Annotated in this window: 22 protein-coding genes; 15 read left to right on the forward strand and 7 right to left on the reverse strand. The window is 64.3% G+C overall.

The genetic code is table 11. From position 1 onward, the window contains the following. Nucleotides 1-78 precede the first annotated feature (78 nt). Nucleotides 79-1,029 carry a homoserine kinase gene (locus N7422_RS22455; protein ID WP_279808594.1) on the reverse strand — a complete coding sequence of 317 codons (951 nt, stop codon included), beginning with the start codon at nt 1,027-1,029 and terminating at the stop codon, nt 79-81. A 71-nt stretch (nt 1,030-1,100) separates the two neighbouring features. After that, nucleotides 1,101-1,388, reverse strand: coding sequence for a DUF2782 domain-containing protein (locus N7422_RS22460; protein WP_217867806.1), 288 nt, complete (start codon nt 1,386-1,388; stop codon nt 1,101-1,103). Nucleotides 1,389-1,462: 74 nt separating this feature from the next. Here N7422_RS22460 and polA point away from each other — a divergent pair, with 74 nt between their 5' ends. Continuing rightward, the gene (gene polA / locus N7422_RS22465) at nt 1,463-4,213 is read left to right on the forward strand and encodes a DNA polymerase I (protein WP_279808595.1); all 2,751 of its coding nucleotides are present in this window, start codon (nt 1,463-1,465) and stop codon (nt 4,211-4,213) included. A 440-nt stretch (nt 4,214-4,653) separates the two neighbouring features. Here the strand turns inward: polA and yihA are convergent, their stop codons facing one another. Then, the gene (yihA, locus tag N7422_RS22470) at nt 4,654-5,283 is read right to left on the reverse strand and encodes a ribosome biogenesis GTP-binding protein YihA/YsxC (protein WP_279808596.1); all 630 of its coding nucleotides are present in this window, start codon (nt 5,281-5,283) and stop codon (nt 4,654-4,656) included. A 208-nt stretch (nt 5,284-5,491) separates the two neighbouring features. Between yihA and N7422_RS22475 the strand changes: the two genes are divergently transcribed. The 8 genes from N7422_RS22475 to N7422_RS22510 all read left to right on the forward strand — a co-directional run bounded on the left by N7422_RS22475 (nt 5,492) and on the right by N7422_RS22510 (nt 13,306). Further along, the gene (locus N7422_RS22475) at nt 5,492-5,794 is read left to right on the forward strand and encodes a c-type cytochrome (RefSeq protein ID WP_279808597.1); all 303 of its coding nucleotides are present in this window, start codon (nt 5,492-5,494) and stop codon (nt 5,792-5,794) included. A gap of 31 nt (nt 5,795-5,825) precedes the next feature. Then, complete coding sequence (locus N7422_RS22480) at nt 5,826-6,443, forward strand: c-type cytochrome (RefSeq protein WP_279808598.1); 618 nt, start codon at nt 5,826-5,828, stop codon at nt 6,441-6,443. A 224-nt stretch (nt 6,444-6,667) separates the two neighbouring features. After that, nucleotides 6,668-7,303: a thiol:disulfide interchange protein DsbA gene (gene dsbA, locus N7422_RS22485; RefSeq protein ID WP_279808599.1), complete on the forward strand. Its 636-nt coding sequence runs from the start codon at nt 6,668-6,670 to the stop codon at nt 7,301-7,303. 12 nt (nt 7,304-7,315) lie between these two features. Then, nucleotides 7,316-8,167 carry an endonuclease/exonuclease/phosphatase family protein gene (locus tag N7422_RS22490; protein WP_279808600.1) on the forward strand — a complete coding sequence of 284 codons (852 nt, stop codon included), beginning with the start codon at nt 7,316-7,318 and terminating at the stop codon, nt 8,165-8,167. 98 nt (nt 8,168-8,265) lie between these two features. Next, on the forward strand, nt 8,266-10,248 hold the full coding sequence (locus tag N7422_RS22495) for a diguanylate cyclase (protein WP_279808601.1): 1,983 nt from the start codon (nt 8,266-8,268) through the stop codon (nt 10,246-10,248). A gap of 100 nt (nt 10,249-10,348) precedes the next feature. Next, entirely contained in the window at nt 10,349-10,744 is a 396-nt protein-coding gene (locus tag N7422_RS22500; protein WP_279808602.1) for a hypothetical protein, read from the forward strand. A 72-nt stretch (nt 10,745-10,816) separates the two neighbouring features. Then, complete coding sequence (locus N7422_RS22505) at nt 10,817-11,605, forward strand: N-acetylmuramoyl-L-alanine amidase (protein ID WP_279808603.1); 789 nt, start codon at nt 10,817-10,819, stop codon at nt 11,603-11,605. A gap of 72 nt (nt 11,606-11,677) precedes the next feature. Continuing rightward, entirely contained in the window at nt 11,678-13,306 is a 1,629-nt protein-coding gene (locus N7422_RS22510) for an EAL domain-containing protein (RefSeq protein ID WP_279808604.1), read from the forward strand. Between the two features lie 55 nt (nt 13,307-13,361). On the opposite strand, the gene N7422_RS22515 is transcribed toward N7422_RS22510, so the two are convergent. Together N7422_RS22515 and algB are read right to left on the reverse strand one after the other, a co-directional pair. After that, nucleotides 13,362-15,140, reverse strand: a complete 1,779-nt coding sequence (locus N7422_RS22515; protein ID WP_279808605.1) for a KinB sensor domain-containing domain — start codon at nt 15,138-15,140, stop codon at nt 13,362-13,364. Next, entirely contained in the window at nt 15,137-16,483 is a 1,347-nt protein-coding gene (gene algB / locus N7422_RS22520) for a sigma-54-dependent response regulator transcription factor AlgB (protein WP_279808606.1), read from the reverse strand. The genes N7422_RS22515 and algB overlap by 4 nt, the downstream gene beginning before the upstream one ends. 210 nt (nt 16,484-16,693) lie before the next feature. On the opposite strand from algB, the gene N7422_RS22525 reads away from it, so the two are divergent. From N7422_RS22525 to N7422_RS22550, 6 genes are all read left to right on the forward strand, one after another. Continuing rightward, entirely contained in the window at nt 16,694-17,515 is an 822-nt protein-coding gene (locus tag N7422_RS22525; RefSeq protein WP_279808607.1) for a BON domain-containing protein, read from the forward strand. 174 nt (nt 17,516-17,689) lie between these two features. Further along, nucleotides 17,690-17,974: a hypothetical protein gene (locus tag N7422_RS22530; RefSeq protein WP_279808608.1), complete on the forward strand. Its 285-nt coding sequence runs from the start codon at nt 17,690-17,692 to the stop codon at nt 17,972-17,974. Nucleotides 17,975-18,019: 45 nt separating this feature from the next. Next, on the forward strand, nt 18,020-18,181 hold the full coding sequence (locus tag N7422_RS22535; RefSeq protein ID WP_008092060.1) for a DUF1328 domain-containing protein: 162 nt from the start codon (nt 18,020-18,022) through the stop codon (nt 18,179-18,181). Nucleotides 18,182-18,186: 5 nt separating this feature from the next. Beyond that, nucleotides 18,187-18,657, forward strand: a complete 471-nt coding sequence (locus N7422_RS22540; protein ID WP_279808609.1) for an inhibitor of vertebrate lysozyme family protein — start codon at nt 18,187-18,189, stop codon at nt 18,655-18,657. Nucleotides 18,658-19,388: 731 nt separating this feature from the next. Further along, on the forward strand, nt 19,389-20,723 hold the full coding sequence (gene gltP, locus N7422_RS22545) for a glutamate/aspartate:proton symporter GltP (RefSeq protein ID WP_186732102.1): 1,335 nt from the start codon (nt 19,389-19,391) through the stop codon (nt 20,721-20,723). A gap of 232 nt (nt 20,724-20,955) precedes the next feature. After that, complete coding sequence (locus tag N7422_RS22550; protein ID WP_279808610.1) at nt 20,956-22,185, forward strand: spore maturation protein; 1,230 nt, start codon at nt 20,956-20,958, stop codon at nt 22,183-22,185. Here the strand turns inward: N7422_RS22550 and N7422_RS22555 are convergent. Then, nucleotides 22,167-22,790: an ABC-type transport auxiliary lipoprotein family protein gene (locus N7422_RS22555; protein ID WP_279808611.1), complete on the reverse strand. Its 624-nt coding sequence runs from the start codon at nt 22,788-22,790 to the stop codon at nt 22,167-22,169. The genes N7422_RS22550 and N7422_RS22555 overlap by 19 nt on opposite strands. Next, complete coding sequence (locus N7422_RS22560) at nt 22,787-23,725, reverse strand: MlaD family protein (RefSeq protein ID WP_279808612.1); 939 nt, start codon at nt 23,723-23,725, stop codon at nt 22,787-22,789. The genes N7422_RS22555 and N7422_RS22560 overlap by 4 nt, the downstream gene beginning before the upstream one ends. Nucleotides 23,726-23,728: the final 3 nt, after the last annotated feature.

Here is a 23,728-nt window from a genome sequence, read left to right on the forward strand (position 1 = left end):
ATCGGGGGCGCTTCGCACCCCTTTCCGACCGGTCCGACACCTCGGCAAGGCCGCTCCTACAGGTTGTGTTATCGCCCTTTAGAGCGCGAACGGCAGGTGCAATGCCACCTGCTGACGCTGCGCCAGGCGCACCTCGAATTCGCTCGGGTCATGGATCATCACATCCATCCCGGCGAACGCCTGGGCCGCGATCAGTCGCGACAGCCAGAAGCGCACGCACGCCACCCGCAGCATCACCGGCCACAACTGGGCTTCGGCGGCGGTGAACGGCCGCAGTGCCGCATAGGCGCCCAGCAAGGCCTGGGCGCGCGGCAGGTCGATCCCGCCCTGCTCGTTCAGGCACCAGTCGTTCACGGTGATGGCGATGTCATACAGCATCGGCCCGGAGCAGGCGTTGTAGAAGTCGATCAGTCCGGTCAGGTGGGTGCCTTCGAACATCACGTTGTCGCGGAACAGGTCGGCGTGCAGGTTGGCCTTGGGCAGGGCCAGGATCTGCGCCTTGTGCGCGGTGATTTCCTCCAGGGCCGGCTTCAGCAGCGCGGCCTGCTCGCCGCTCAGGCCCGGAAGCAGTTCGGCGCCGGATGCCAGCATCCAGTCCAGGCCCCGGTCGGTGCGGCGTTCGATGATGCGCTCGCGGGTGGCCAGGTGGATGTGCGCCAGCAATTCGCCGACCTGGGCGCAGTGCTGGTTGTTCGGCAGCTTGACGTGCTTGCCCGACAGCCGTGGCTGCAGCAGCGCCGGCTTGCCGCACAGCTCGCGCAGGCCGTTGCCGTCGCGGTCGCGCACGGCGTAGGGCACCGGCATGTCGGCATCGTGCAGCACGTCGAGCAGATCGATGAAGAACGGCATGTCTTCGGCCGGTCCGCGCTCGATCAGTGTGAGGACGAACTCCCCTTTTTCCAGGCTGACGAAGAAATTGCTGTTCTCGGTACCGGCGGCGATGCCCTGGAAGTCGAGCAGGCGGCCCAGCTCGTACGGCGCCAGAAAGGTTTCCAGCTCAGGCCGGGTCACAGGGGTGAAGACTGACATGTTGAAGAATTGCCCATGCGGGCACTTCCGCCGGAAGTGCCTGGTTGATAAGAACGATACGCGTTACTGGCTTACCACTCGAAGATCTTCCAGGACGGAATCAGCATGTCCGGCTGGTCGGAACGAATGAAATTGCCTTCGGAGCCGTCGGCGCGTACCAGGAAATAAGGCTTGCCGTTTTTCGGGGTGACCTTGATCGCATACAGGAAACCGTTCTGACGGTACTCCTGGATGGTTTTGTCGCCTTCCGTGCGAATGGTTACATCGGGATCGGCCGATGGGGCTTCGTCCGCCGCCAGGGTGACGACTGGCATGGTGGCCAGCAGACCGAGCAGTAACAGGCGATTGAGTGTGCGCATGATAACCTAGTCCCTTTGTCGTCATTGATCCGGCTATTCTAGCGCCGGACCCGCCGAAAAGGTTGATTCTCCTCATGAGCCAAGCGCCCCTCGTCCTGGTGGACGGTTCCTCCTACCTCTACCGCGCCTTTCACGCGCTGCCGCCGCTGACCACCTCCAAAGGCATGCCGACCGGCGCGGTCAAGGGCGTGCTGAACATGCTCAAGAGCCTGCGCAAACAGTACCCGGACAGCCTGTTCGCGGTGGTCTTCGACGCCAAGGGGGGGACGTTCCGCGACGCGATGTTCGCCGAGTACAAGGCCAACCGCCCGAGCATGCCCGACGACCTGCGGGTGCAGGTCGAGCCCCTGCACGCCAGCGTCCGTGCCCTGGGTTATCCGCTGTTGTGCGTCGAGGGTGTCGAGGCCGACGATGTCATCGGCACCCTGGCGCGCAGCAGCGCCGCGGCCGGCCGGCCAGTGATCATCTCGACCGGCGACAAGGACATGGCCCAGCTGGTGGACGGTCACGTCACGCTGGTCAACACCATGACCGGCAGCGTGCTGGATGTGGCGGGCGTGCATGAGAAATTCGGCGTCGGCCCGGAACACATCATCGATTTCCTCGCCCTGATGGGCGACAAGGTCGACAACATCCCCGGCGTGCCAGGCGTCGGCGAGAAGACCGCCGTGGGCCTGCTGACCGGCATCGGTGGCGGATTGCAGGGTCTGTACGACAACCTCGAGAAAGTCCCCGCGCTGGCCATTCGTGGCGCCAAGACCTTGCCAGCCAAGCTCGAGGAACACCGCGACGCGGCCTTCCTCTCCTACGAGCTGGCGACCATCAAGTGCGACGTGGAGCTGGATGTCGAGGTCGACGCGCTGGTCTGCGGCGAACCCGACCGGGAAACCTTGCTGGCGCTGTACACCGAGATGGAGTTCAAGAGCTGGATCGCCGACGTGCAGCGCGACGCCGCCCAGGCGGGCGACAGCGTCGCGGCCAGCGACGAGCCGGCAAGCGCTCAGGTCGAGCCGAAGTACGAAACCATCCTCGACCAGGCGCGTTTCGATGCCTGGCTGGAGAAACTGCGCCGGGCCCCGTTGTTCGCCTTCGACACCGAGACCACCGGCCTCGACGCCCAGCGGGCGCAGTTGGTCGGCCTGTCGTTCGCCGTCGAGCCCCACGAGGCTGCCTACGTGCCGCTGGCGCATGACTACGAAGGCGCCCCGGCCCAGCTGGATCGCGAGGCCGTGCTGCTGGCGCTCAAGCCCCTGCTGGAAGACCCGGCCAAGGCCAAGGTCGGGCAGAACGCCAAGTACGACATCAACATCCTGGCCAATGGCAGTCCGACCATCCACATGCGCGGCGTGGCCTACGACACCATGCTCGAGTCCTATGTGCTCGACTCCACCGCCACCCGTCACGACATGGACAGCCTGGCGCAGAAGTACCTGGATCACACCACCATCGCCTTCGAGGACATTGCCGGCAAGGGTGCCAAGCAACTGACCTTCAACCAGATTCCGCTGGAGCAGGCCGGCCCTTATGCCGCCGAGGATGCCGACATCACCCTGCGCCTGCACCAGGCGTTGCAGGCGCGCCTGGCGAAGACGCCGAGCGTGCTGCCGGTGCTGATGGACATCGAGATGCCGCTGGTGCCGGTGCTGGCGAAGATCGAGCGCCAGGGCGCGCTGGTCGATGCGGCATTGCTCGGGGTGCAGAGCGGCGAGCTGGGTACGAAGATGGTCGAGCTGGAGCGCGAGGCGTTCGAGCTGGCCGGCGAGGAATTCAACCTCGGCTCGCCCAAGCAGTTGGGCGCGATCCTCTACGACAAGCTGGGCATGCCGGTGCTGAGCAAGACCGCCAAGGGCCAGCCGTCCACCGCCGAGGCGGTGCTCGACGAACTGGCCGAGCAAGGCTACCCGCTGCCCAAGGTGCTGATGCAGTACCGCAGCCTGAGCAAGCTCAAGAGCACTTACACCGACAAGCTGCCGGGGCAGATCAACCCGCGCACCGGGCGCATTCACACCTCGTACCAGCAGGCCGTGGCCGCCACGGGCCGGCTGTCGTCCAGCGACCCGAACCTGCAGAACATCCCGATCCGCACCGCCGAAGGTCGGCGCATCCGCCAGGCCTTCGTCGCCAGCCCCGGCTACCGACTGCTGGCGGCGGACTACTCGCAGATCGAGCTGCGCATCATGGCCCACCTGGCCAAGGACGAAGGCCTGCTGCACGCCTTTCGCAACGACCTGGACGTGCACCGCGCCACCGCCGCCGAAGTGTTCGGCGTGGCCCTGGAGGCGGTCAGCAACGACCAGCGCCGCAGCGCCAAGGCGATCAACTTCGGCCTGATCTACGGCATGAGCGCGTTCGGCCTGGCCAAGCAGATCGGTGTCGATCGCAAGCAGTCACAGGACTACATCGACCGCTACTTCGCCCGCTACCCGGGCGTGCTGGCGTACATGGAGCGCACCCGCGCCCAGGCCGCCGAGCAAGGTTTCGTCGAGACCTTGTTCGGGCGCCGCCTGTACCTGCCGGACATCAACGCCAAGAACCCGGCTCTGCGCAAGGGCGCCGAGCGCACGGCGATCAACGCGCCGATGCAGGGCACGGCGGCGGATATCATCAAGCGCGCCATGGTGGCGGTGGACAACTGGCTGAACCAGAGTGGGCTGGATGCGCGGGTGATCCTGCAGGTCCACGACGAACTGGTGCTGGAAGTGCGCGAAGACCTGGTCGAACAGGTGAAAGATGAAATCCGCGGTCACATGAGCAATGCCGCCCAGCTGGATGTGCCGCTGCTGGTGGAAGTGGGCGTCGGCTCGAATTGGGACGAAGCTCACTGAATGACGTGGGAAAGCTGTGTAGGATCTGCGGCGTAGTGTCGCGGATCCGGAACTGGCTCAAGGCCATTAGATCGAGAGTTTCATGAAACTATCGCAAATAGTTTCGAGGGGCTCGGAACTAAACCGGTGAACCGCCACTCAGAGGTACTGAATGGCTGGTGAAGCCTTTCGATGCTCCTATGTTGTGTTAAGTGTTGGCAGATACCCGGACCCCGCCCTAGCGGTCCGGACTTAAACCCCGAACTTCCCCCTCCCCATACGAAGTCCGGGGTTTTTTTTGCCCGCAATTCAGGGTTGCGCACAGCTCTCTGTAGGAGCGGCCTTGTGTCGCGAAAGGGCTGCGCAGCAGCCCCCTGCAATCTTGAGCCAGGCTCGAGTCCTGGTGCCGCGTTGCGCCCCTTTCGCGACACAAGGCCGCTCCTACAAGGGCAGGTATCGCCTCAGGCCGGCTTGTCTTCCAGCTCCATCCAGTCCGCCAGCACCCGATAGGCCTCTTCCAGCCCCAGGCGCTTGGGCGCCGAGAACAGCTGGATGGTCGCGCCATCGCCCCAGCCCTTGCGGATCTCCGACTGCACCTTGAGCAGGGTGTTCTTGCCGGCGCCGTGGGTCAGCTTGTCGGCCTTGGTCAGCAGGATGTGCATGGGCATGGCGCTGGCCTTGGCCCAGTCGAGCATCATCTTGTCGAAGTCGGTCATCGGGTGGCGCACGTCCATCATCAGGATCACCCCACGCAGGCACTCACGGCTGCCCAGGTAGGCTTCCAGGTGCTTCTGCCAGTGCTGCTTGAGCGGGATCGGGACTTTCGCATATCCGTAGCCCGGCAGGTCGACCAAACGCCGTTCATCGTCCAGACTGAAGAAATTCAGCAGCTGGGTGCGGCCGGGGGTCTTCGAGGTACGCGCCAGGCTGGCATGGGTCAGGGTGTTGAGGGCGCTGGATTTGCCGGCGTTGGAACGACCGGCGAAAGCCACCTCGTAACCCTGGTCTTCGGGGCATTGTTCGACCTTGGCGGCGCTGAGGGCGAATTTGGCTTTCTGGCAGAGGCCGAGGATGGGGTTCTTGACTTGCATGGGATATCCGATGTGGGTGTTGCCCAGCGCTGGAACGGTTGGCCCAGGCGCGGCAAGCGGTGTCGTTTCCGTTTGGATGGCGGAAGTATATAATGCCCCAGTTTTTGTGTGCTCATTCTCCCAGCGAAGGCGATTGAGCATGGGGTGTCGAACAATAGCTCGCGCAACAGAACGCAGCGCGGCCCCCAACCCTGTCAGGTCGTTCCGCTTGGCGAAATGGCTGCTTGCTGTCGGTTTGTTCCTACCGTTTTTCAGCGCACAGGCTACACAGGATCCCGAGGCGTTGTACAACCGCACGTGCGCGGCCTGTCACGCCGGACAGTTGCCACAGGCACCCAGGAGCGGTGACCGGGCAGCCTGGGAGCCGAGGCTGGCGCAAGGCATGGAACAGCTGGTGACGCATGTGACGCAGGGTTTCAAGGCTATGCCGCCGCGTGGATTGTGCATGGACTGCAGTGCCGAGGACTACCGTTTGGTCATCCTTTGGATGAGCGGCAGTCCCGATACATAACATTTCACCCTTAGCCGTGTTGGATTAGCTGATGAACAAACTATTCGTGAGTCTGCTGTTGACCATGGGGGTCGCAGGTGCGGCAAGTGCTGCGGAACCCATCAAAGGCGATGCCGCTGCCGGTCAGGCCAAGACCGCTGTCTGTGGGGCCTGCCACAACCCTGACGGCAACAGCCTGGCGCCGAACTTCCCCAAACTCGCCGGCCAAGGCCAGCGCTACCTGGAAAAACAGCTGCACGACATCAAGTCCGGCAAGCGCACCGTGCTGGAAATGACCGGCATGCTGGCTCCCTTCAGCGACCAGGACCTGGCCGATATCGCCGCCTACTTCGCCAGTCAGAAAGGCAGTGTCGGTGCCGCCGATCCGAAGCTCGTCGAGCGTGGCCGCGCCCTGTTCAACGGCGGTGACCTCGAGAAGGGCATGCCCGCCTGCACCGGCTGCCACTCCCCCAACGGCGCTGGTATAGCCCTGGCCGGTTTCCCGCACCTGAGCGGCCAGCACGCGCAGTACGTCGGCAAGCAACTGACCGACTTCCGCGAAGGCAACCGCACCAACGACGGCGATGCCATGACCATGCGCACCATCGCCGGCAAACTGAGCAACAAGGACATCGAGGCGTTGTCCAGCTACATCCAGGGCCTGCATTGACAGCACTGTCGCTGTGGGAGTGGGCTTGCCCGCGATGAGGCCCCTGCAGACGCTGGGTGAATGTGCGTTAACACTCGGTTAATGCATCGACGCTAAAGATGAAAAGGGCAGCCCAGGCTGCCCTTTTTTCTTCCCATAGCCGTTACACTACAGAACTCGAGCCCTTCCCGGCCTGTCCTACACAGGTCGCGTCGAGGCGACCAAAGACTGCTCAGGAGTAAAGCATGCGTAAACTGATTCTCAGCGCTGCGCTGGTCGCCGCCAGCGTATTCGGTATGGCCGCCGTGCAGGCCGCGGAGCCTGCCACCGCCGGCAAGGAATATGTCGAGCTGAGCAACCCCGTTCCGGTATCCGTGCCGGGCAAGATCGAAGTCGTCGAGCTGTTCTGGTACGGCTGCCCGCACTGCTACCACTTCGAACCGGTCATCAATCCCTGGGCTGAAAAACTGCCGAAGGACGTCAACTTCAAGCGCATCCCGGCCATGTTCGGCGGCGCATGGGATGCCCATGGCCAGATGTTCCTGACCCTCGAAGCCATGGGCGTGGAGCACAAGGTTCACGCCGCGGTGTTCGACGCCATTCAGAACCAGCGCAAACGCCTGACCGACCCGAATGACATGGCCGACTTCCTGGCCACCCAGGGCGTGGACAAGGACAAGTTCCTCTCCACCTTCAACTCCTTCGCCATCAAGGGCCAGGTCAACCAGGCCAGGGAGCTGGCCAAGAAGTACGAAATCACCGGCGTACCGAGCATGGTCGTCAACGGCAAGTACCGCTTCGACCTGGGCACCGCCGGTGGACCGGAAGGTGTGCTGAACGTCGCCGACCAGCTGATCGCCAAGGAGCGCGCCGCTAAGTAAGCGGCGATCGCCATGCGCTTGCGTTCCACGCGAGGCATCGGTCTGCGCCAGCCGCAGGTCAACGAGCATCACCTGCAGGCCCCTGGCCTGCCGGAGGATGGTCGCCTGCGGCTGCTCAGTTTCAATATCCAGGTCGGCATCAGCACCGAGCGTTACCGGCACTATGTGACGCGCAGCTGGCAACACCTGTTGCCGCACAACGGACGCGCCGGCAACCTGCAGAAGATCGGCGACCTCCTTAGCGACTTCGACCTGGTGGCCCTGCAGGAAGCCGATGGCGGCAGCCTGCGCTCGGGCTTCGTCAACCAGGTGGAGCACCTGGCCCAGTTGGGCGCCTTTCCTTACTGGTACCAGCAACTCAACCGCAACCTCGGGCGTTTCGCCCAGCACAGCAATGGCGTGCTCAGCCGTCTCAAACCCCACCATCTGGAAGACCACCCGCTGCCCGGCCCGTCCGGCCGTGGGGCCATCCTGGTGCGTTTCGGCGAAGGCGAGGACGCGCTGATCGTGGTCATGATGCACCTGGCCCTGGGTGCCAAGACCCGCGCCCGCCAACTGGCCTACATCCGCGAGCTCATCGGCGGCTACCGCCACCAGATCCTCATGGGCGACATGAACACCCATGCCAACGACCTGCTCGACCATTCGCCATTGCGCGATCTTGGCCTGATCGCTCCTCAGGTCGAGGCCACCTTCCCCAGCTGGCGCCCGCAGCGCTGCCTTGACCATATCCTGCTCAGCCCGAGCCTGACGCTGGAGCGTGTCGAGGTGCTGGCCCAGCCGATTTCCGATCACCTTCCCGTCGCCGTCGAGATCCGATTGCCTGACGCCCTGACTGTGGATACGCTGCCGGTCCTGAGCTAGGGGCCTGCCGGGGCGAACCGCGCACTCAAGTGTTCGACGTTCCCGCCGAAACCCAGTCATCACAGGGCTAGATGCCATCACCCGTTGCGGATCCAGGCATGACCGAAGAAGCCGAGCGCTGGAAAGAAAAATACCTCAAGAGCATCGAGCGTCAGGAAAAGCTCGAGCGGCGCTGGGAAGCCCGTCTCGACCTGCTGCGTCGTGGTCTGGTGCGCAGCACCCTGGCGGCGGAGGGCAGCGACAAGATCGTCGACCAGTGCATGAAGGAAATGCGCGAAGTCATCCGTGGCGACAACATGGACGCCGGTCTCGCCGGGCTGATCCCGCGCCTGGAAAAAGCCGTGCTCGATTCCGAGCAGCGCCGCGAGACCCGCATGAACCAGGTCAGCGAAGCGCTCACCGCACTGGTTACTCAACTGCAGACCCTGCCCTTGCCGGGCGATGTGTCACGCCCCCTGAAAAAACTGGCGAAGAAACTCGACGGCGGCGTCAGCCAGTCTCGCGAACTCCCCCCTCTGCTGGGGGAGCTCAGCGGCTTGCAGGGGCGCGCCTTGAGTTCGGTACAGCGGCCCGGTGAAGAGGCCCGCCCTGGTTTCCTGCAACGTCTGTTCGGCGGGCGCGATGAGCCCCAGGACGAGGCGCTGGGCGTCGAGGCGCCTGCACAGGCGCCGCAGAAAGGCCCCGCCGCCCAAGCCAGCGAGCCCGAGGCACGGGATGCCGACGAGCTGCATGCCTTGCCGGCGACCCCTGTCACCCAGGTCGCGCCCGAGCCGACACGGCATCTGGATGACGTCGTGCCAGCACCTGAAGTCGAATTGCCGGGGCCGGCGCTGGTCGAGCAGACACCGGTGCTCGTCGCCGAACCGCCACCTGAAACGGAGCCTGGGGTGGTGCTGGAGGCGATCGGCGAACCTGCTCCCGAGCCCGTGGCCACACCCGAGGTCGTGCAGGCTTTGGAGGATCCTCTTGAGCCCGAACCAGAGCTCGCCGTCGACGAAGAAGGCCCTTATGGCCTCCCCGACGCGGTCGAGCCGCCCTACAGCCAGGTCGCCGCGCATATCGAGCAGACCCTGATCGGCCTGCTCGACGACCTCAGCCTGCCCGAGCGCCACAAGGCTCAGGCCCTGGAAATGCGGGAACGGGTTTCCCGTGGCCTGAACTGGTACGAGCTGATCCCGGTGCTGGATGACCTGGCGGTGCTCATGCTGGCGATCACCGACAGTGGCCAGCATGAGTTCGAAGCCTACCTGCAACAGCTCAACGTGCGCCTGGAGACCTTCCAGAGCCATCTGCACGAAGCCAGTGCCGGTCACGCCGACAACAGTTCCGCCGCCCGCGAGCTGGACAGCCAGCTGCGCGAGCAGGTCGATGGCCTGCAGAGCAGCGTGCAGGGCGCCGTCGATGTGGACAGCCTCAAGCACATCCTGGAAAACCGCCTCGAAGGCCTGCTGGTGACCATGGACGAACATCAGCACGAGCGCGATCGCCGCGAGCAGGAACTGGCCGGTCGCCTGCAAGGGCTGGCCGAGCGCGTGGCGAGCATGGAGCAGGAAGCGCTGGGTTACCGTGAGCACCTGGAGGAACAACGACAGAAGGCGATGATCGATCCGCTGACCGGGTTGCCGAACCGCGCGGCCTGGAGCGAGCAAGTCGAGCGAGAAATGCTCGACTGGCAGGAAAACGGCGGCCACCTGGCGATGGCCATCCTCGACCTCGACCATTTCAAGCGCATCAACGACGGCTATGGCCATCTGGCGGGCGACAAGGTGCTGAAGATCGTTGCCGACCAGCTGCGCAAGCGCTTGCGCGGTCGTGATTTCATCGCGCGCTTCGGGGGCGAGGAGTTCGTCCTGCTACTGCCGCAGACGACGCCGCCTGCGGCAGCGCAGGTGGCAGAGGCGCTGCGAGCGGCCATCGAAGCCTGCCCGTTCCACTTCAAGGGCGAACGGGTGGTGATCACCACGTCCATCGGCCTCAGCGCCTTCCGCTCCGGTGAGCGGAGCGAGCAGGTGCTCAAGCGAGCGGATGAGGCGCTGTACCGGGCCAAGGACCTGGGCCGCAACCGCGTCGAGCAGGCATAAATAGTTACCGCTTCTACGACTGCGCAGAGATCGACACTGTCGGCCCGCGCTGCATGCGCAGCGCATCGCCAACAGATCAATCTTGAAAAGGAGTTGTTGAATGAAACTGACCAAGTGGATCGTGCCACTGCTGCTGGGCCTGGCGTTCCAGGCAAGCGCAATGGCCAAGGATGTGATCCTGACCGCCCACGTGGGTGCCGATGGCAGCGTGCTGCGCCAATGGCCTGAGTGGATCGCCCAGGTCGAGCGCCAGCCGCAGGCCAACTACTTCACCCAGTACAAGCTGAAGTTCAATCCGCGCATCGTGCATCAGGATCCGGGTTTCTGCTCGGTGTCGCCGATCGACGCCAGCAGCTACGACCGGCAGATGCATGGCCAGGCCAAGGTGATCGGCAAGCCACTGGCCGAACAGATGACCGTCATGACCCAACTGGTGGACAAGAAAGGCCCGAGCGGGGACAACTCGCTGGAGTTTCTGGTCATGTGCGCGCGCTGAGGTGACACGCAACCGCTAACGGCAGGGCCAGAGCACGTTATACTGTAGCGCTGTTGTCGCCTACTCAATGACGTGCTCTGTGCAATGAAAAAACTCCTCACCGCCTTGCTCCTGCTGGCCCTGGCCGGTTGTTCCAGCGGCCTGCGCATCGATCGCAGCCACCCTTCGGCCAACCAGGACAGTCGTATCCAGTTCGTCGTCCTGCACTACACCAATGCTTCGCTGGAGCGTTCGCTCGCACTGCTGACCCACGGCGAAGTCAGTGCCCACTATCTGATCGGCGACGGGCCGGCCACGGTCTACCAGCTGGTGGATGAAAACCGCCGTGCCTGGCACGCCGGTGACAGCCAGTGGCAGGGCCGTACCTGGCTCAACTCCAGCTCCATCGGCATCGAGATCGTCAACCCAGGGTACACCGACACGCCTGGCGGGCGTGTCTGGCACCCTTACAGCGAGGCGCAGGTCCAGGCCCTGATCGCGTTGCTCAGGGACATCGTCAAGCGCAACAACATCGACCCGCGTCATATCATCGGCCACAGCGACATCGCGCCGCTGCGCAAGCTCGATCCGGGTCCGCTGTTCCCGTGGAAGCGCCTGGCGGATGCGGGGTTGGGTATCTGGCCGGATGCCGCCGCGGTGGCGCGGCAGCAGGCCTACTTCGCGGTCAACCCGCCAACCATCACCTGGTACCAGCAGCAGTTGTCGCGCTTTGGCTATGCCGTGGAGCAGACGGGTGAGCTGGACGTGGCCACGCGTCATGTCATCGCCGCCTTCCAGATGCGCTTCCGCCCCCAGCGCTTCGACGGCATGCCGGATGCGCAGACCGCCGCGATGCTGCAGGTGCTCAACCGCAAGGGTTGAGCTCGGGGCGCTTTGCGCCCAACGGCCGCGCCAACCCTTCATTCAGTTGCTATACCTTTTGTATTCAACTGGATGCCGCGCATGCCTGCCCCCTTTGCTTCATTGCGCCAATTTTTCCACCGTCCCTGGCTGCTGGCCGCAATCGCGGCCCTGGCCAGCGCCTCGCTGCTGCTCGCCGCCAGCGTCGGGGTGACGCTGCAGCAGATGAAGCACAGTGAAAGCGACCAGATGAACGCCCAGGGCGAGCGCTTTCTCGAGCGCCTGGAGCAGGTCTTCGGTCAGTTGCGCGAGGCGGTCGACCAGCTCCAGGCGCAACCCTTGCGCGGCTGCGACCCTCAGATGCTGGCCGAGCTGCAGCAGGTCGCGCTGAAGTCGCGTTTCATCTATGAAGCGGCCTACGTGAATGACAGGCTTACCTGTTCCAACCGGGGCGGCGGGCGCGTCATCGAGCCGTTGCGCGCACCTGACATCCAGGGCCCGACCTACAGCTACTGGCTCAATACCACCACCGAACCCAACGAGAATCTTGCGGCGCTGATGCTTGGCCGTGGCAATTTCCTGGTGTCCACCTCCCGTGGTCACCTCAGCGATGTGGTCGACCTGCCTCCCGGTGGCAGCCTGCTGGTATTGCTGGACCGCGGCACCCGGGCCATCCCGGTGCTCGGCCCGGCCCAGCCCTGGCCACCGCTCACCGATTGGCCGCCACCTTCGCACAAGTCGCTGATCGAGCTGCCCGACCGCCTGGTGTATCGCATGGCCACCAAGTCGCCGGATTACCAGTTGGTCCTGATCGCGCCCCGAGCCAGCCTGCCGCTGAAGCTCAACGGCATGCTCTGGCTGCTGTTTCCCGGCAGCGTGGTACTGGCTTGCTGCATCGGCTGGCTGGTGCTGCAACTGATCCTGCAGCGCCGCTCGATGAGTTCGGAGCTGCAGCAGGCGCTGCGCCGTGGCGAGCTGCAGGTGCTCTACCAGCCGATCTTCGAACTGGACAGCCGCCGCTGTGTCGGCGCCGAGGCGCTGGTGCGCTGGCGTCGTCCGGACGGCAGCCTGACCAGTCCGGAGTTGTTCATCCCCTTGGCGGAGAACACCGGGCAGATCCGCCAGATCACCGATTTCGTCCTGCAGCGTGTCCTGGAGCAGTTGGGGGCGCTGTTGCGGGCCAACCGCCAGTTGTACATCTCGGTGAACCTGGCGGCCTGTGACGTGATGGCCCCGCGTATCGGCCGGGTGGCGGCGCGCCTGCTGGCGCACCACCGGGTAGCTGCCAGTCAGATCGCCTTCGAGGTGACCGAGCGTGGTCTGATCGATGTGGTCGTGGCGCGGGACAACCTGCAGGCGCTGCGCGCGGTGGGGCACCAGGTGCTGATCGATGATTTCGGCACGGGCTACAGCAGCCTGGCGTACCTGCAGACCCTGCCGGTGGATTGCCTGAAGATCGACAAGTCGTTCATCGACGCCCTGGGCCATGATGCGGCCAGCAGCGGTGTGGCGCCGCACATCATTCGCATGGCCCACGACCTGCACCTGCGGGTGATCGCCGAAGGCATCGAATGCGAGGACCAGGCCGTGCTGCTCAACGCCGAAGGGGTCAATTACGGGCAGGGCTGGCTGTTTGCCCATCCGCTGAACGCGCGTCAGTTCGCCGAGCTGATCACTCGCGGGCGGCGGGTGTCGAGGCGACGGATCGATGATGAGCCGTGAGCGCAAGCGCAGCGGTCATGGCTGGGCTTTTCGAAAGGACTGGGCGGCCCCTCCCCTATACCGGCAACGCCATGTAGAACTGCGTCCCCTGCCCTGGCCGGGAGAAAACGCCCATGCGTCCGCCATGCAGTTGCACGATCTCCTTGCACAGCGCCAGGCCCAGTCCCGCCCCGCCTTTCTTGCGCCCGACCTGAACGAAAGGCTCGAAAATGCGCCCCTGCTGGCCGTAGGCGATGCCTTCGCCATTGTCCTCGACACTGACGATCACCCGCTCGGCGTGCCTGCGGGCATGCAGGCGAATGCGCCCGCCGTTGGCGGTGTGGCGGATGGCGTTGTGCAACAGGTTGTCCAGGACCCGGTCAAGCTGGGCGATATCGGCCTGAATACGTGGCAAGGGTCGTTCCAGCTCGCTCAGTAGTTCGATGTTCTTGGCCGCGGCCTGCTCGGCGAAGCGCGCCACGGCGCGGTCGAACAGCTCGTCCAGCGCACAGGGCGCCAACTCCAGTTTCTGCAGGCCGCTCTGGTAGCGGGAGAAGTTGAGCAGGTCGTTGATCAGCTGGGTCAGGCGCTGCATTTCCTCGCCGATGGTCTCCAGCAGGTCATTCTCCCGCGCCTCGGGAGGGAAGCTGACCCGCTCGCGCAGTAGCCCGAACGCCATGTGCATGCCGGTGACCGGGGTGCGCAGTTCGTGGGAGGCGCGCAGTACGAACTCGCTGCGCACGCGCTCGAAGGCGCGCTGTTCGGTGACGTCGTGCAGCACCATCACGGCGCCGAGGATGGGGCCTTGAGGGTGACTGACCGGGGTGAGGCTGTAGGTCAGCAGGCGGGTTTCCTCTTCCACTTCCAGGCTCAGGTCCTCTGGTGGCCGGTCCAGGCCACCACCGCGCAGGACCTGGCGCAGTTGCTGTTCCAGCTCGGGGCGTTGCAGCGCCTCGGCCAGGCCCACGCCCAGGCGGCTGGGGTCCCAGCCCAGCTGGCGCTGGGCCACGGGGTTGAGGTGTTCCAGGCGACCCTGGCGATCGATGATCAGCAAGCCGTCGTCGATGCTGTCGAGTACGGCCTGCAGGCGCTGCTGGCCTGCCAGCAGTTCATCGATGTTGGTGGCCTGGTGCTTGCGCAAGGCATCGGCCATCAGGCCGAAACGGCGGGTCAGCTGGTTGAGCTCGGTCGCCTGGGTGATCGGCAAGGTCACCTCGAAGTTGCCCTGGCCCACCTGGTCGGCGGCCTTGGCCAGGGCCTCGATCGGCTGGCCGAGGCGGCGCGCGATGTTATGCGCGGTGACGAAGCCCAGCACCAGCACGGCCAGGCCCACCAGGCCGAGCACGCCGCCGACCATGAGAGCGTGATTGCGCGATAGCTCTTCGCTGCGCACGATGTGTTCCAGCGCCTGGCGGTGAGAATCGAGCAGGTCGGTGCGGACCTGGTTGAATGCCGCGCCCAGAGGCTGGTCGACGCCCATGCTGAGCGCGGGTGCCGGGCTCTCCCGGTACGCTTGTATGAAGGCCTGGTAGTTGCTGCTGGCCTTGCTGAAGCCGGTGCGCTCACCGCCTTGCTCCAGCCCCTGGTTGAGCAGGCCTTGGAACTGGTTCTGCAGGGTCACCAGGTTCTTCGGGTCGGCGCCATCGTCGAGGATGAGGTTCAGTTGCTCGCCCAGGTTCTGCCTCAGCTTCAGGCCCAGCTCCAGGGTGTGGGAAGTGTCCTGCACCAGGCGCTGCTGCACGGTGGCCATCTGCAGCACGCTGATCAGCCCCAGCAACAGGCCGAGCAGCGCCACGGTCACCAGCGCCGAGATGCTGAGAAACAGCCGTGTGCGCAGCTTCATCGGCCACCTCACAAGTTGAACTGCTTGCGCTTGCGGTACAGCGTGGAGGCATCGATACCCAAGGTCTTGGCTGCCTGGTCGAGGGTGTCGCTGGCGGCCAGCACGGCGGCGATGTGGGCGCGCTCCAGCTCATCCAGGCTCAACGCCGCGCCCACCCGAGGCGCATTGCTGGTGGGGGCCTCGGCCATGCCCAGGTGGCTGATTTCCACCCACTCCTGCGGGCAGATGATGCTGGCGCGTTCGATCACGTTGCGCAGCTCGCGGATGTTGCCCGGCCAGCGGTAGTTGAGCAGCGCGGTGCGGGCTTCGTCGCTGAAACCTCGGGCCGGCCGCGAGTACTCCTTGACGAAGCGGGCCAGGAAGCGGTCGGCCAGGGTCAGGATGTCTTCGCTGCGTTCGCGCAGAGGCGGCAGATGCAGGGTGATGACGTTCAGGCGGTACAGCAGGTCTTCGCGGAAGCGGTTCTCGCGAACCATCTCCTCGAGGTTGAGGTTGGTCGCCGCGAGAATGCGCACATCGGCGCGGCGGGTGATCGGGTCGCCGACTCGCTCGTATTCCTTGTCCTGGATAAAACGCAGCAGCTTTGGCTGCAACGTGAGAGGAAAATCGCCGATCTCATCAAGAAACAGCGTGCCGCCGTCCGCCTGGCTCACACGTCCCAAGGTGCTTTCGCTGGCACCGGTGAAGGCGCCGCGGGTGTGGCCGAACAGCTCGCTTTCCATCAGTTCGGCGTTCAACGACGGACAGTTGATGGTCACGCAGGCCTTGCGCGCGCGCTTGCTCCAGCCGTGGATGGCCCGAGCCAGCTCGCCCTTGCCGGTACCGGACTCGCCGAGGATGAGGATGTTGGCGTCGGTGGTGGCCACCTGGCGGGCCGTTTCCAGCACCGCCATCATCGCCGGGCTGTGGGAGTCCAGGCCATCCTTGGGCTTGCGCACTTCGCCTTCGAGGGCTTCCAGCCGCGCCGACAGCTGGCGCACCTCCAGCTGCTTGGCCGTGGCCAGGCGCAGCTGGTCGGGGCTGCAGGGCTTGACCAGGTAATCGGCGGCACCGGCCTGGATGGCGTCCACCGCGGTATCGATGGCCGAGTGGGCGGTGACGATCACCACCCGCATCCACGGGGCCTGGATGCGCATCTGCGCGAGCACGTCCAGGCCGTTGTCCTCGCCGAGGCGCAAATCCAGGAAACACAGGTCGAACACCTGGCGCTGCAGCAGGGTCTCAGCCTGGGCGGCGCTGTTGGCGGTGGCCACGCTGTAGCCTTCGTCTTCGAGGCAGTAGCGGAAGGTGCGCAGGATGGCGGACTCGTCGTCCACCAGCAGAATGCGGCCTTGGTTGTCCGGGGCTGATTCCATTTCCTGCGCTCCTTTGGGATGAGTCTCAATTAGTGTCGGAAAAATCGGGCAAGTTGCATGGTCGATTCTGATTGATTCCGTTCCATGCATGCTAGCTGCAACTCCAGATGATGATTAAGTGATTGAAAAAATTGAAGTTGTTTGTCATGAGACACCTGGCATGCAGCTTGCGATTGTTCTGGGTTGAGGTATCCGAAAGGAGGATTTGCGATGTTCGTTTCCATTCGTGTGGCCCTGTTCATGGCCTGTGTCGCACCGCTGGCCGCCCCTGCGTTTGCCGATCCGCTGCAGGACGCCAGGCTTGAAGGTGCGCTGCAGACCGCCTTGTCGCTCAACCGCATGCTCAACCCGTTCGCGATCAAGGTGGAGGTCGATGGCCAGCGCGCCCGGTTGTCCGGTGAAGTCGAGAATCCAGTGGAGCGAGCGTTGGCCGAGCAGGTGGCGCTGGCCACCCGTGGCGTGGAGCAGGTCGACAACCAACTGCGGGTCAATCCGGCTCTGGTGGACCGGCCACTGGAACTGCGCGCCTACGCCCAGCGCCTGGAGGATGCCACGTTGGCTGCCGTGATCCGTGCGCGGCTGCTGTGGAGTCGGGTCACCGAGAAGGCGCCCATGGAGGTGGAGAGCCGTGAGGGGGTGGTCACCCTGCGTGGCAAGGTGGACAGCCCCGAGGCCAAGGAACTGGCCGGTGTGCTGGCGCGTTCGACGGAGGGCGTGCACCTGGTCAACAACCTGGTCAGCCTGGACAGCACGGGATTGGCCAAGGCCCGGGAGAAGCCAGTGGACGCGGTCGATGGGCCGGCGCCCAGCGACAGCTGGATCGTCGACAAGATCGAGGCCAGTTACCGCTTCAGTCGCAACCTCGATGGCCTGAACATCAAGGTGGCCAGCGAGCAAGGGCTGGTCAGGCTGTCTGGCGAGGTGGTGAGCAGCGAGCAGAAGACCATCGCGGTCGAGGTGGCGCGGCAGATCGTCGGGGTCCGCGGGGTGGATGCCGACCTGCTCAAGGTGGCGACCAAGGTGGAGGGTTGATCGTGCAAATCGCACGACCCAAAGGCGGGGATCGTGCAGGATACGTCCCCGCAGATGTTTTGTAGCATTCATAACTAATTGATTTTATTGGTTTTTATTGCTTTCAAAAGACTGGCATGCAGGCTGCACTGATCCCTCCAGCTCTGGATAACAAGTACAGCAGGAGGAACAGGCATGAATCGCCAGCACGTCAACCGCACGCAGTCCGCCGTATTGCCTCTGCGCCAGCTGCTGTTCCTTGGCATGGCCCTCCTGCTTACCCTGGCGGCCGGCCTGTTCTACTACAGCTGGCAGACCGCCCGACTGGCCGAGCAGGTGGCGGCGCAGACCGCACTGTTGTCCCAGATGAGGACGGCCCATGCCAACACGCTGGTCAAGGCGGCCGAGCCTCTGCCGTCCGCCGAGACTGCCCCTGCCGTGCTCGAGCGTGCCGTGCCCCAGGAGCGCTGGGTGTTCTGACGCTGAAGCAGACGATCGATTTCGCACGAGAAAAGGAGAAACATCATGCTGAGTTGGGCTATCACCTTCCTGATCATCGCCATCATTGCCGCAGTCCTGGGCTTCGGTGGTATCGCCGGTGCTGCGACCGGTATCGCGAAGATCCTGTTCATTGTCTTCCTGGTGCTGTTCGTTGCTTCCTTCTTCTTCGGACGTGGCAGAGGTTGAAGACCATGAGCAGGATGCTCCCCAAAGCCCTGATCGTCGCGTTGCTGCTGGGCAGTGGCGCGACGGCGATGGCTGCCAATGACGGTCAGGTCCGGGCCAACCAGTTGCTTGGCTCGGACCCGGAGTACCGGGAAACCTGGCAGAAGACCATCAAGAATGAAGAACGCCTGCCCGAATGGGTGATCAACCTGAGTGGCAGCTCGGCGCAGCAGATGTCGGCGGTGACCGAGGATGGCGACAAGTACCTGGTCGGTCCTCTTTGCGAGTCCGACGACAATTGCACCTACAAGCGCCTTATCGTCGCCTTCAGCTGGGACAAGGACGATGCCTACGGGATGCTCGTGGAAGTACCCGAGGGCCTGCCCGCCGACAAGTCGCCGACCCGCCATGCGAACTATCGCTGGCTGGGTGAGCCGGACGAGGGCATGAAGGCACTGCTGCAGGAGCAGCTCAAGCGCGACCCGAACTGGTACTGACCAGCGGTCGCGCGCTGTAACGCAATAGAAGCTGAACCTTTCTATCTTTCAGGCTTCTATGATGCGCGGCCCCGAGGAGGGGCCGCGCATGACCAGGGGGCCGGGCCGTTCTGACTGTTGCAGGGTCGGAGTGGCCTAGGGGTACAGGGAGTGCCTCCGCAACGGGCCAGGTCAGGAGAGGGTGGCATCGGAAGTTGCAGGTCGGCCAGGCTCGAATCGAACCTTGTGACCGATCTGACTTCCGAAGCGCCTTATTTGGGAATCCCTCCTTATATATGCGCGACTTTTCCTCTGGACACATTTTGTCGCGACCGTATATCGAAATTTTTTTACCTGTCCGACAGGTCAGCTCGCGTGGCATTTCAGCCATTCGGATTGTCGAACACGCCATCCGACACCCATCTGTCATCCCGTCAAATCTGCCGAAAAATGGCGCTTTGGTCTTGTTCGGAAATCCGAACGTTGAAAATCAAGGGCTTGGCGATGCTCGATTTTGACTTCTGGTCTCATGCCGATTCGGCATGGGGTAGTCGTTTCCGGCATTAGACTGCCCTTCCCCACGTCGCAATAGTTGCCGCCTTTTTTCTCGGCACGAGCGCCGCAAATCGCGCTCGCGGTGTCCTTACAGGGGGATGCCGGGCAGAGCGAGATGCAACCCGGAACGCTGTAAATGGCTCTGGAATGCACTTTTCGGCCCGACACCCGTGACCACTACAACAAAGGGTAATGACATGAAGAAGGCAAAACTGAGCCTCGCCTGGCAGATCGTCATCGGTCTGTTGCTGGGCGTTGCAGTCGGCGCGCTACTGAATCATTTCAGTGCAGAAAAGGCATGGTGGATCAGCAACGTCCTCCAGCCCGCCGGCGACATCTTCATTCGCCTGATCAAGATGATCGTCGTCCCGATCGTGATTTCGTCGCTGATCGTGGGCATCGCCGGGGTTGGCGACGCGAAGAAACTGGGCAGCATCGGCCTGAAGACCATCATCTACTTCGAGGTGGTGACCACCATCGCCATCGTCGTCGGCCTGGTCCTGGCCAACGTGTTCCACCCGGGTGCCGGCATCGACATGAGCACTCTGGGCACCGTCGACATCTCCAAGTACCAGGCCACCGCGGCCGAGGTGCAGCATGAACACGCGTTCATCGAGACCCTGCTCAACCTGATCCCGTCGAACATCTTCGCGGCGCTGATGCGTGGCGAAATGCTGCCGATCATCTTCTTCTCGGTGATGTTCGGCATGGGTCTGTCGAGCCTCAACGCCGATCTGCGCGAGCCGCTGGTGCGCACCTTCCAGGGCGTGTCGGAGACCATGTTCAAGGTCACCCACATGATCATGAACTACGCCCCTATCGGCGTGTTCGCCCTGATCGCCGCCACCGTCGCCAACTTCGGCTTCGCATCCTTGCTGCCGCTGGCCAAGCTGGTGCTGCTGGTGTACTTCGCCATCGCCTTCTTCGCCTTCATGGTGCTGGGCCTGGTGGCGCGCGTGTTTGGCTTCTCGATCATCAAGATCATGCGCATCATGAAGGACGAGCTGATCCTCGCCTACTCCACCTCCAGCTCCGAGACCGTGCTGCCGCGCGTGATCGAGAAGATGGAGAAGTACGGTGCGCCGAAGTCGATCTGCTCGTTCGTGGTACCGACCGGCTACTCCTTCAACCTCGACGGTTCGACCCTGTACCAGAGCATCGCGGCGATCTTCATCGCCCAGCTGTACGGCATCGACCTGTCCTGGAGCCAGCAGCTGCTGCTGGTACTGACCCTGATGGTCACCTCCAAAGGTATCGCCGGCGTGCCGGGCGTGTCCTTCGTGGTGTTGCTAGCCACCCTGGGCAGCGTGGGCATTCCGCTGGAAGGCCTGGCCTTCATCGCCGGTGTCGACCGCATCATGGACATGGCCCGTACCGCGCTGAACGTGGTTGGCAACGCCCTGGCCGCGGTGGTCATCGCCAAGTGGCAGGGTATGTATGACGCCGAGAAAGGCGCGGCGTACTACCAGTCGCTGGTGCTGGACAAAGGCAAGAAAGAGGCTGTGGTGGCGGGCAAGACCGTCAACCAGTGAGCCACTGAGCTGAACGAAGAGCCCCGACTAGTCGGGGCTTTTTGTTTTATAGGCGACCACAGCCCCTGTAGGTGCGGCCTTGTCGGGGCGCCGGAGCGGTCGGAAAGGGGCGCGCAGCGGCCCCAGAGTCTCGGCATCATGCAAAATCGCCGGGGCTGCTGCGCAGCCCTTTCGCGACACAAGGCCGCTCCTACAGCTATCATTCGTGCATTTTTCACGGGGGAACACACGGATGCTCAACGGCCTCTGGCTCGGCTTTTTCCTGGTGGCGGCCATCTCCGCCCTGGCCCAGTGGCTGGTGGGCGGCAACGCTGGCATCTTCGCCGCGATGGTCGAGAGCATCTTCGCCATGGCCAAGCTGTCGGTGGAGGTCATGGTCCTGCTGTTCGGCACCCTGACCCTGTGGCTGGGCTTCCTCAAGATCGCCGAGAAGGCCGGCATCGTCGAATGGCTGGCCAAGGTGCTCGGCCCGTTGTTCGCCCGGCTGATGCCGGAAGTGCCGCCCGGCCATCCGGCCCTGGGCCTGATCACCATGAACTTCGCCGCCAACGGCCTGGGCCTGGACAACGCCGCCACGCCCATCGGCCTGAAGGCGATGCGCTCGCTGCAGGAGCTCAACCCCAGCAGCACCACGGCGAGCAACGCGCAGATCCTGTTCCTGGTGCTCAACGCCTCGTCGCTGACCCTGCTGCCGGTGACCATCTTCATGTACCGCGCCCAGCAAGGCGCGCCCGATCCGACCATGGTGTTCCTGCCGATCCTGCTGGCCACCAGTTGCTCGACCCTGGTCGGCCTGCTGTCGGTGGCGGTGATGCAGCGCCTGCGCCTGTGGGATCCGGTGGTGCTTGCCTATCTGATCCCGGGCGCCTTGTTGCTGGGCGGCTTCATGGCGTTCCTGGGTACCCTGTCGGCGGCCGCGCTGGCCAGCCTGTCGTCGATCCTCGGCAACCTGACGCTGTTCGGCGTGATCATGCTGTTCCTGGTGATCGGCGCACTGAGACGGGTGCAGGTGTACGAGGCGTTCGTCGAGGGCGCCAAGGAGGGCTTCGACGTGGCCAAGGGGCTGCTGCCCTACCTGGTGGCGATGCTGGTGGCGGTGGGCGTGCTGCGCGCCTCGGGCGCTCTGGAACTGGCCCTGGACGGTATCCGCCACACGGTGAACTGGATGGGCCTGGACACCCGCTTCGTCGAGGGCCTGCCCACCGCGCTGGTCAAGCCGTTCTCCGGCAGCGCGGCGCGAGCCATGCTGATCGAGACCATGCAGACCCAGGGCGTGGACAGCTTCCCGGCGCTGGTGGCGGCGACCATCCAGGGCAGCACCGAGACCACCTTCTACGTACTGGCGGTGTATTTCGGCGCGGTGGGCATCCAGCGGGTGCGCCACGCGGTGGGCTGCGCCCTGCTGGCCGAGCTGGCCGGGGTGATCGCGGCGATATTCGTCTGCTACTGGTTCTTCGCCTGAGCCTGAGCGGCCTGGGCGATGCTCCAGTCGATCACCTGGCGCGACAGTTGGTCGCCGGCCGTGCCGAAGCCGGCGACCACCACTGGCACCTTTTGCCCGTCCAGCGGCTGACGCACCTCGAAACGCTTGCTGGCGAGGATGCGCTGGCTGCGGCCCTGCACCAGCCGGGCGTCATAGCGGATCACCACTTCGACCGCGCCCCCGGCCCGATACTCGCTCTGGAACGCCTGCAGCTCGCCGCCCAGCTCGTAGTCGGCCTGCAGGTTGCTGTCGTCGGCGCTCAGGCGCTGGACCCGGCCATCGCGCTGGAATCCGTCTAGCAAGCGATTACGCACCAGCAACGGCACCGGGTCGCTCCAGCGCGCGCCCTTGTAGCTGCTGATCACATCTCCCTGGGGAATCACCGCGATGCGCGGCGCGGCCAGGGCCTCGCTGGCCAGCGGTTTGTTCACCCGCAGCGACCAGTCCAGGGGCGTGGCGGCGCGGGCTTCCTGGCCGACCGGCAGGCGGTAGATATCCACAGGCTCGCTCTGCGGCAGGATCGAGCAGGCCGAAGCCAGGCTCAGGGTGGCGGCGAGCGCGACCAGGCGCAGGGACGGCTTCATGGCTGGAACTCCTTGTTGTTGTCGCGGCCCAGCAGGTAGCCGCTGGGGTCGGCCTCCAGGCGCCGGGAGATGCCCTTGAGGGCATTCAGGGTCTCGCGCAGCTCGCGGATGGCCGGGGCGATCTGGTTCAGGCCCTGGGCGCCGTCGTCGATGGACTGGCGGTTGTCCTTGAGCAGGCTGTTGATGGTGGCAGTGCTTTCGGCCAGCGACTGCATGGCCTGCTCGGCGCTGCCGATGGCCTGTTTGCCCTGGGTGCCGAGCAGGCCGTTGGCGTTGCGCATCAGCGCCTGGGTTTCGGCGAGCGTGGCGTTGGCCTGCTTGCCGACCAGGGACAGTTGCTCGATGGCCTCGGCGATACCGCCCTTGTGGTTGGCGAAGGCGCCGGTGGTCTGGTCGAGGTTGGCCAGGGTGTTGCTCAAGTGCTCGATGTTGCGCTCGGAGAACATCAGGTTGGCGTTGTGCAGCAGCAGGTTGATGTTGGTCACCAGGTCGCTGCTGTCGTTGAGCAGGCGCGAGATCGGCGACGGCGAGGCGACGATCACCGGTAGCTTGCCGCCCTTGCCCTTGAGCTCGGGGCTTTGCGGGGTGCCGCCGCTGAGCTGGATGAACGAGTTGCCGGTCACGCCGGCGAGGGTGAGCTTGGCCTGGGTGTCCTCCTTGACCGGGGTGTCGCCGTTCAGGCGCACCTGGGCCAGCACCCGGCGCGGATCCTTGGGGTCGAGGCGCAGGCTGCTGACGTCGCCGACCTTGATGCCGTTGTACTGCACCGGGCTACCTCGGGACAGGCCAGAGACCGCCTCGTTGAACACCACTTCGTAGTCCTTGAAGGCGTCATCGACACTGGACTTGGCCAGCCACAGGCCGAACAGCATGGCGCCGGCCACCACCAGCACGGTGACCAGGCCGATCAGGACATGATGAGCTCGGGTTTCCATCGT

Origin of the sequence: Pseudomonas sp. GD04091 (assembly GCF_029836165.1) — a bacterium.
In the GTDB taxonomy this organism is placed as follows: domain Bacteria; phylum Pseudomonadota; class Gammaproteobacteria; order Pseudomonadales; family Pseudomonadaceae; genus Aquipseudomonas.

Excerpts from the sequence above, each read along its gene's own strand:
- N7422_RS22530 (WP_279808608.1), top strand. The coding sequence starts at position 17,690 with ATGAATCGCCAGCACGTCAACCGCACGCAGTCCGCCGTATTGCCTCTG.
- N7422_RS22500 (WP_279808602.1), top strand. The coding sequence starts at position 10,349 with ATGAAACTGACCAAGTGGATCGTGCCACTGCTGCTGGGCCTGGCGTTC.
- dsbA (WP_279808599.1), top strand. The coding sequence starts at position 6,668 with ATGCGTAAACTGATTCTCAGCGCTGCGCTGGTCGCCGCCAGCGTATTC.
- N7422_RS22525 (WP_279808607.1), top strand. The coding sequence starts at position 16,694 with ATGTTCGTTTCCATTCGTGTGGCCCTGTTCATGGCCTGTGTCGCACCG.
- yihA (WP_279808596.1), bottom strand. The coding sequence starts at position 5,283 with ATGCAAGTCAAGAACCCCATCCTCGGCCTCTGCCAGAAAGCCAAATTC.
- gltP (WP_186732102.1), top strand. The coding sequence starts at position 19,389 with ATGAAGAAGGCAAAACTGAGCCTCGCCTGGCAGATCGTCATCGGTCTG.
- N7422_RS22540 (WP_279808609.1), top strand. The coding sequence starts at position 18,187 with ATGAGCAGGATGCTCCCCAAAGCCCTGATCGTCGCGTTGCTGCTGGGC.
- algB (WP_279808606.1), bottom strand. The coding sequence starts at position 16,483 with ATGGAATCAGCCCCGGACAACCAAGGCCGCATTCTGCTGGTGGACGAC.
- N7422_RS22510 (WP_279808604.1), top strand. The coding sequence starts at position 11,678 with ATGCCGCGCATGCCTGCCCCCTTTGCTTCATTGCGCCAATTTTTCCAC.
- N7422_RS22460 (WP_217867806.1), bottom strand. The coding sequence starts at position 1,388 with ATGCGCACACTCAATCGCCTGTTACTGCTCGGTCTGCTGGCCACCATG.
- N7422_RS22490 (WP_279808600.1), top strand. The coding sequence starts at position 7,316 with ATGCGCTTGCGTTCCACGCGAGGCATCGGTCTGCGCCAGCCGCAGGTC.
- N7422_RS22455 (WP_279808594.1), bottom strand. The coding sequence starts at position 1,029 with ATGTCAGTCTTCACCCCTGTGACCCGGCCTGAGCTGGAAACCTTTCTG.
- N7422_RS22560 (WP_279808612.1), bottom strand. The coding sequence starts at position 23,725 with ATGGAAACCCGAGCTCATCATGTCCTGATCGGCCTGGTCACCGTGCTG.
- N7422_RS22480 (WP_279808598.1), top strand. The coding sequence starts at position 5,826 with ATGAACAAACTATTCGTGAGTCTGCTGTTGACCATGGGGGTCGCAGGT.
- N7422_RS22535 (WP_008092060.1), top strand. The coding sequence starts at position 18,020 with ATGCTGAGTTGGGCTATCACCTTCCTGATCATCGCCATCATTGCCGCA.
- N7422_RS22555 (WP_279808611.1), bottom strand. The coding sequence starts at position 22,790 with ATGAAGCCGTCCCTGCGCCTGGTCGCGCTCGCCGCCACCCTGAGCCTG.
- polA (WP_279808595.1), top strand. The coding sequence starts at position 1,463 with ATGAGCCAAGCGCCCCTCGTCCTGGTGGACGGTTCCTCCTACCTCTAC.
- N7422_RS22550 (WP_279808610.1), top strand. The coding sequence starts at position 20,956 with ATGCTCAACGGCCTCTGGCTCGGCTTTTTCCTGGTGGCGGCCATCTCC.
- N7422_RS22495 (WP_279808601.1), top strand. The coding sequence starts at position 8,266 with ATGACCGAAGAAGCCGAGCGCTGGAAAGAAAAATACCTCAAGAGCATC.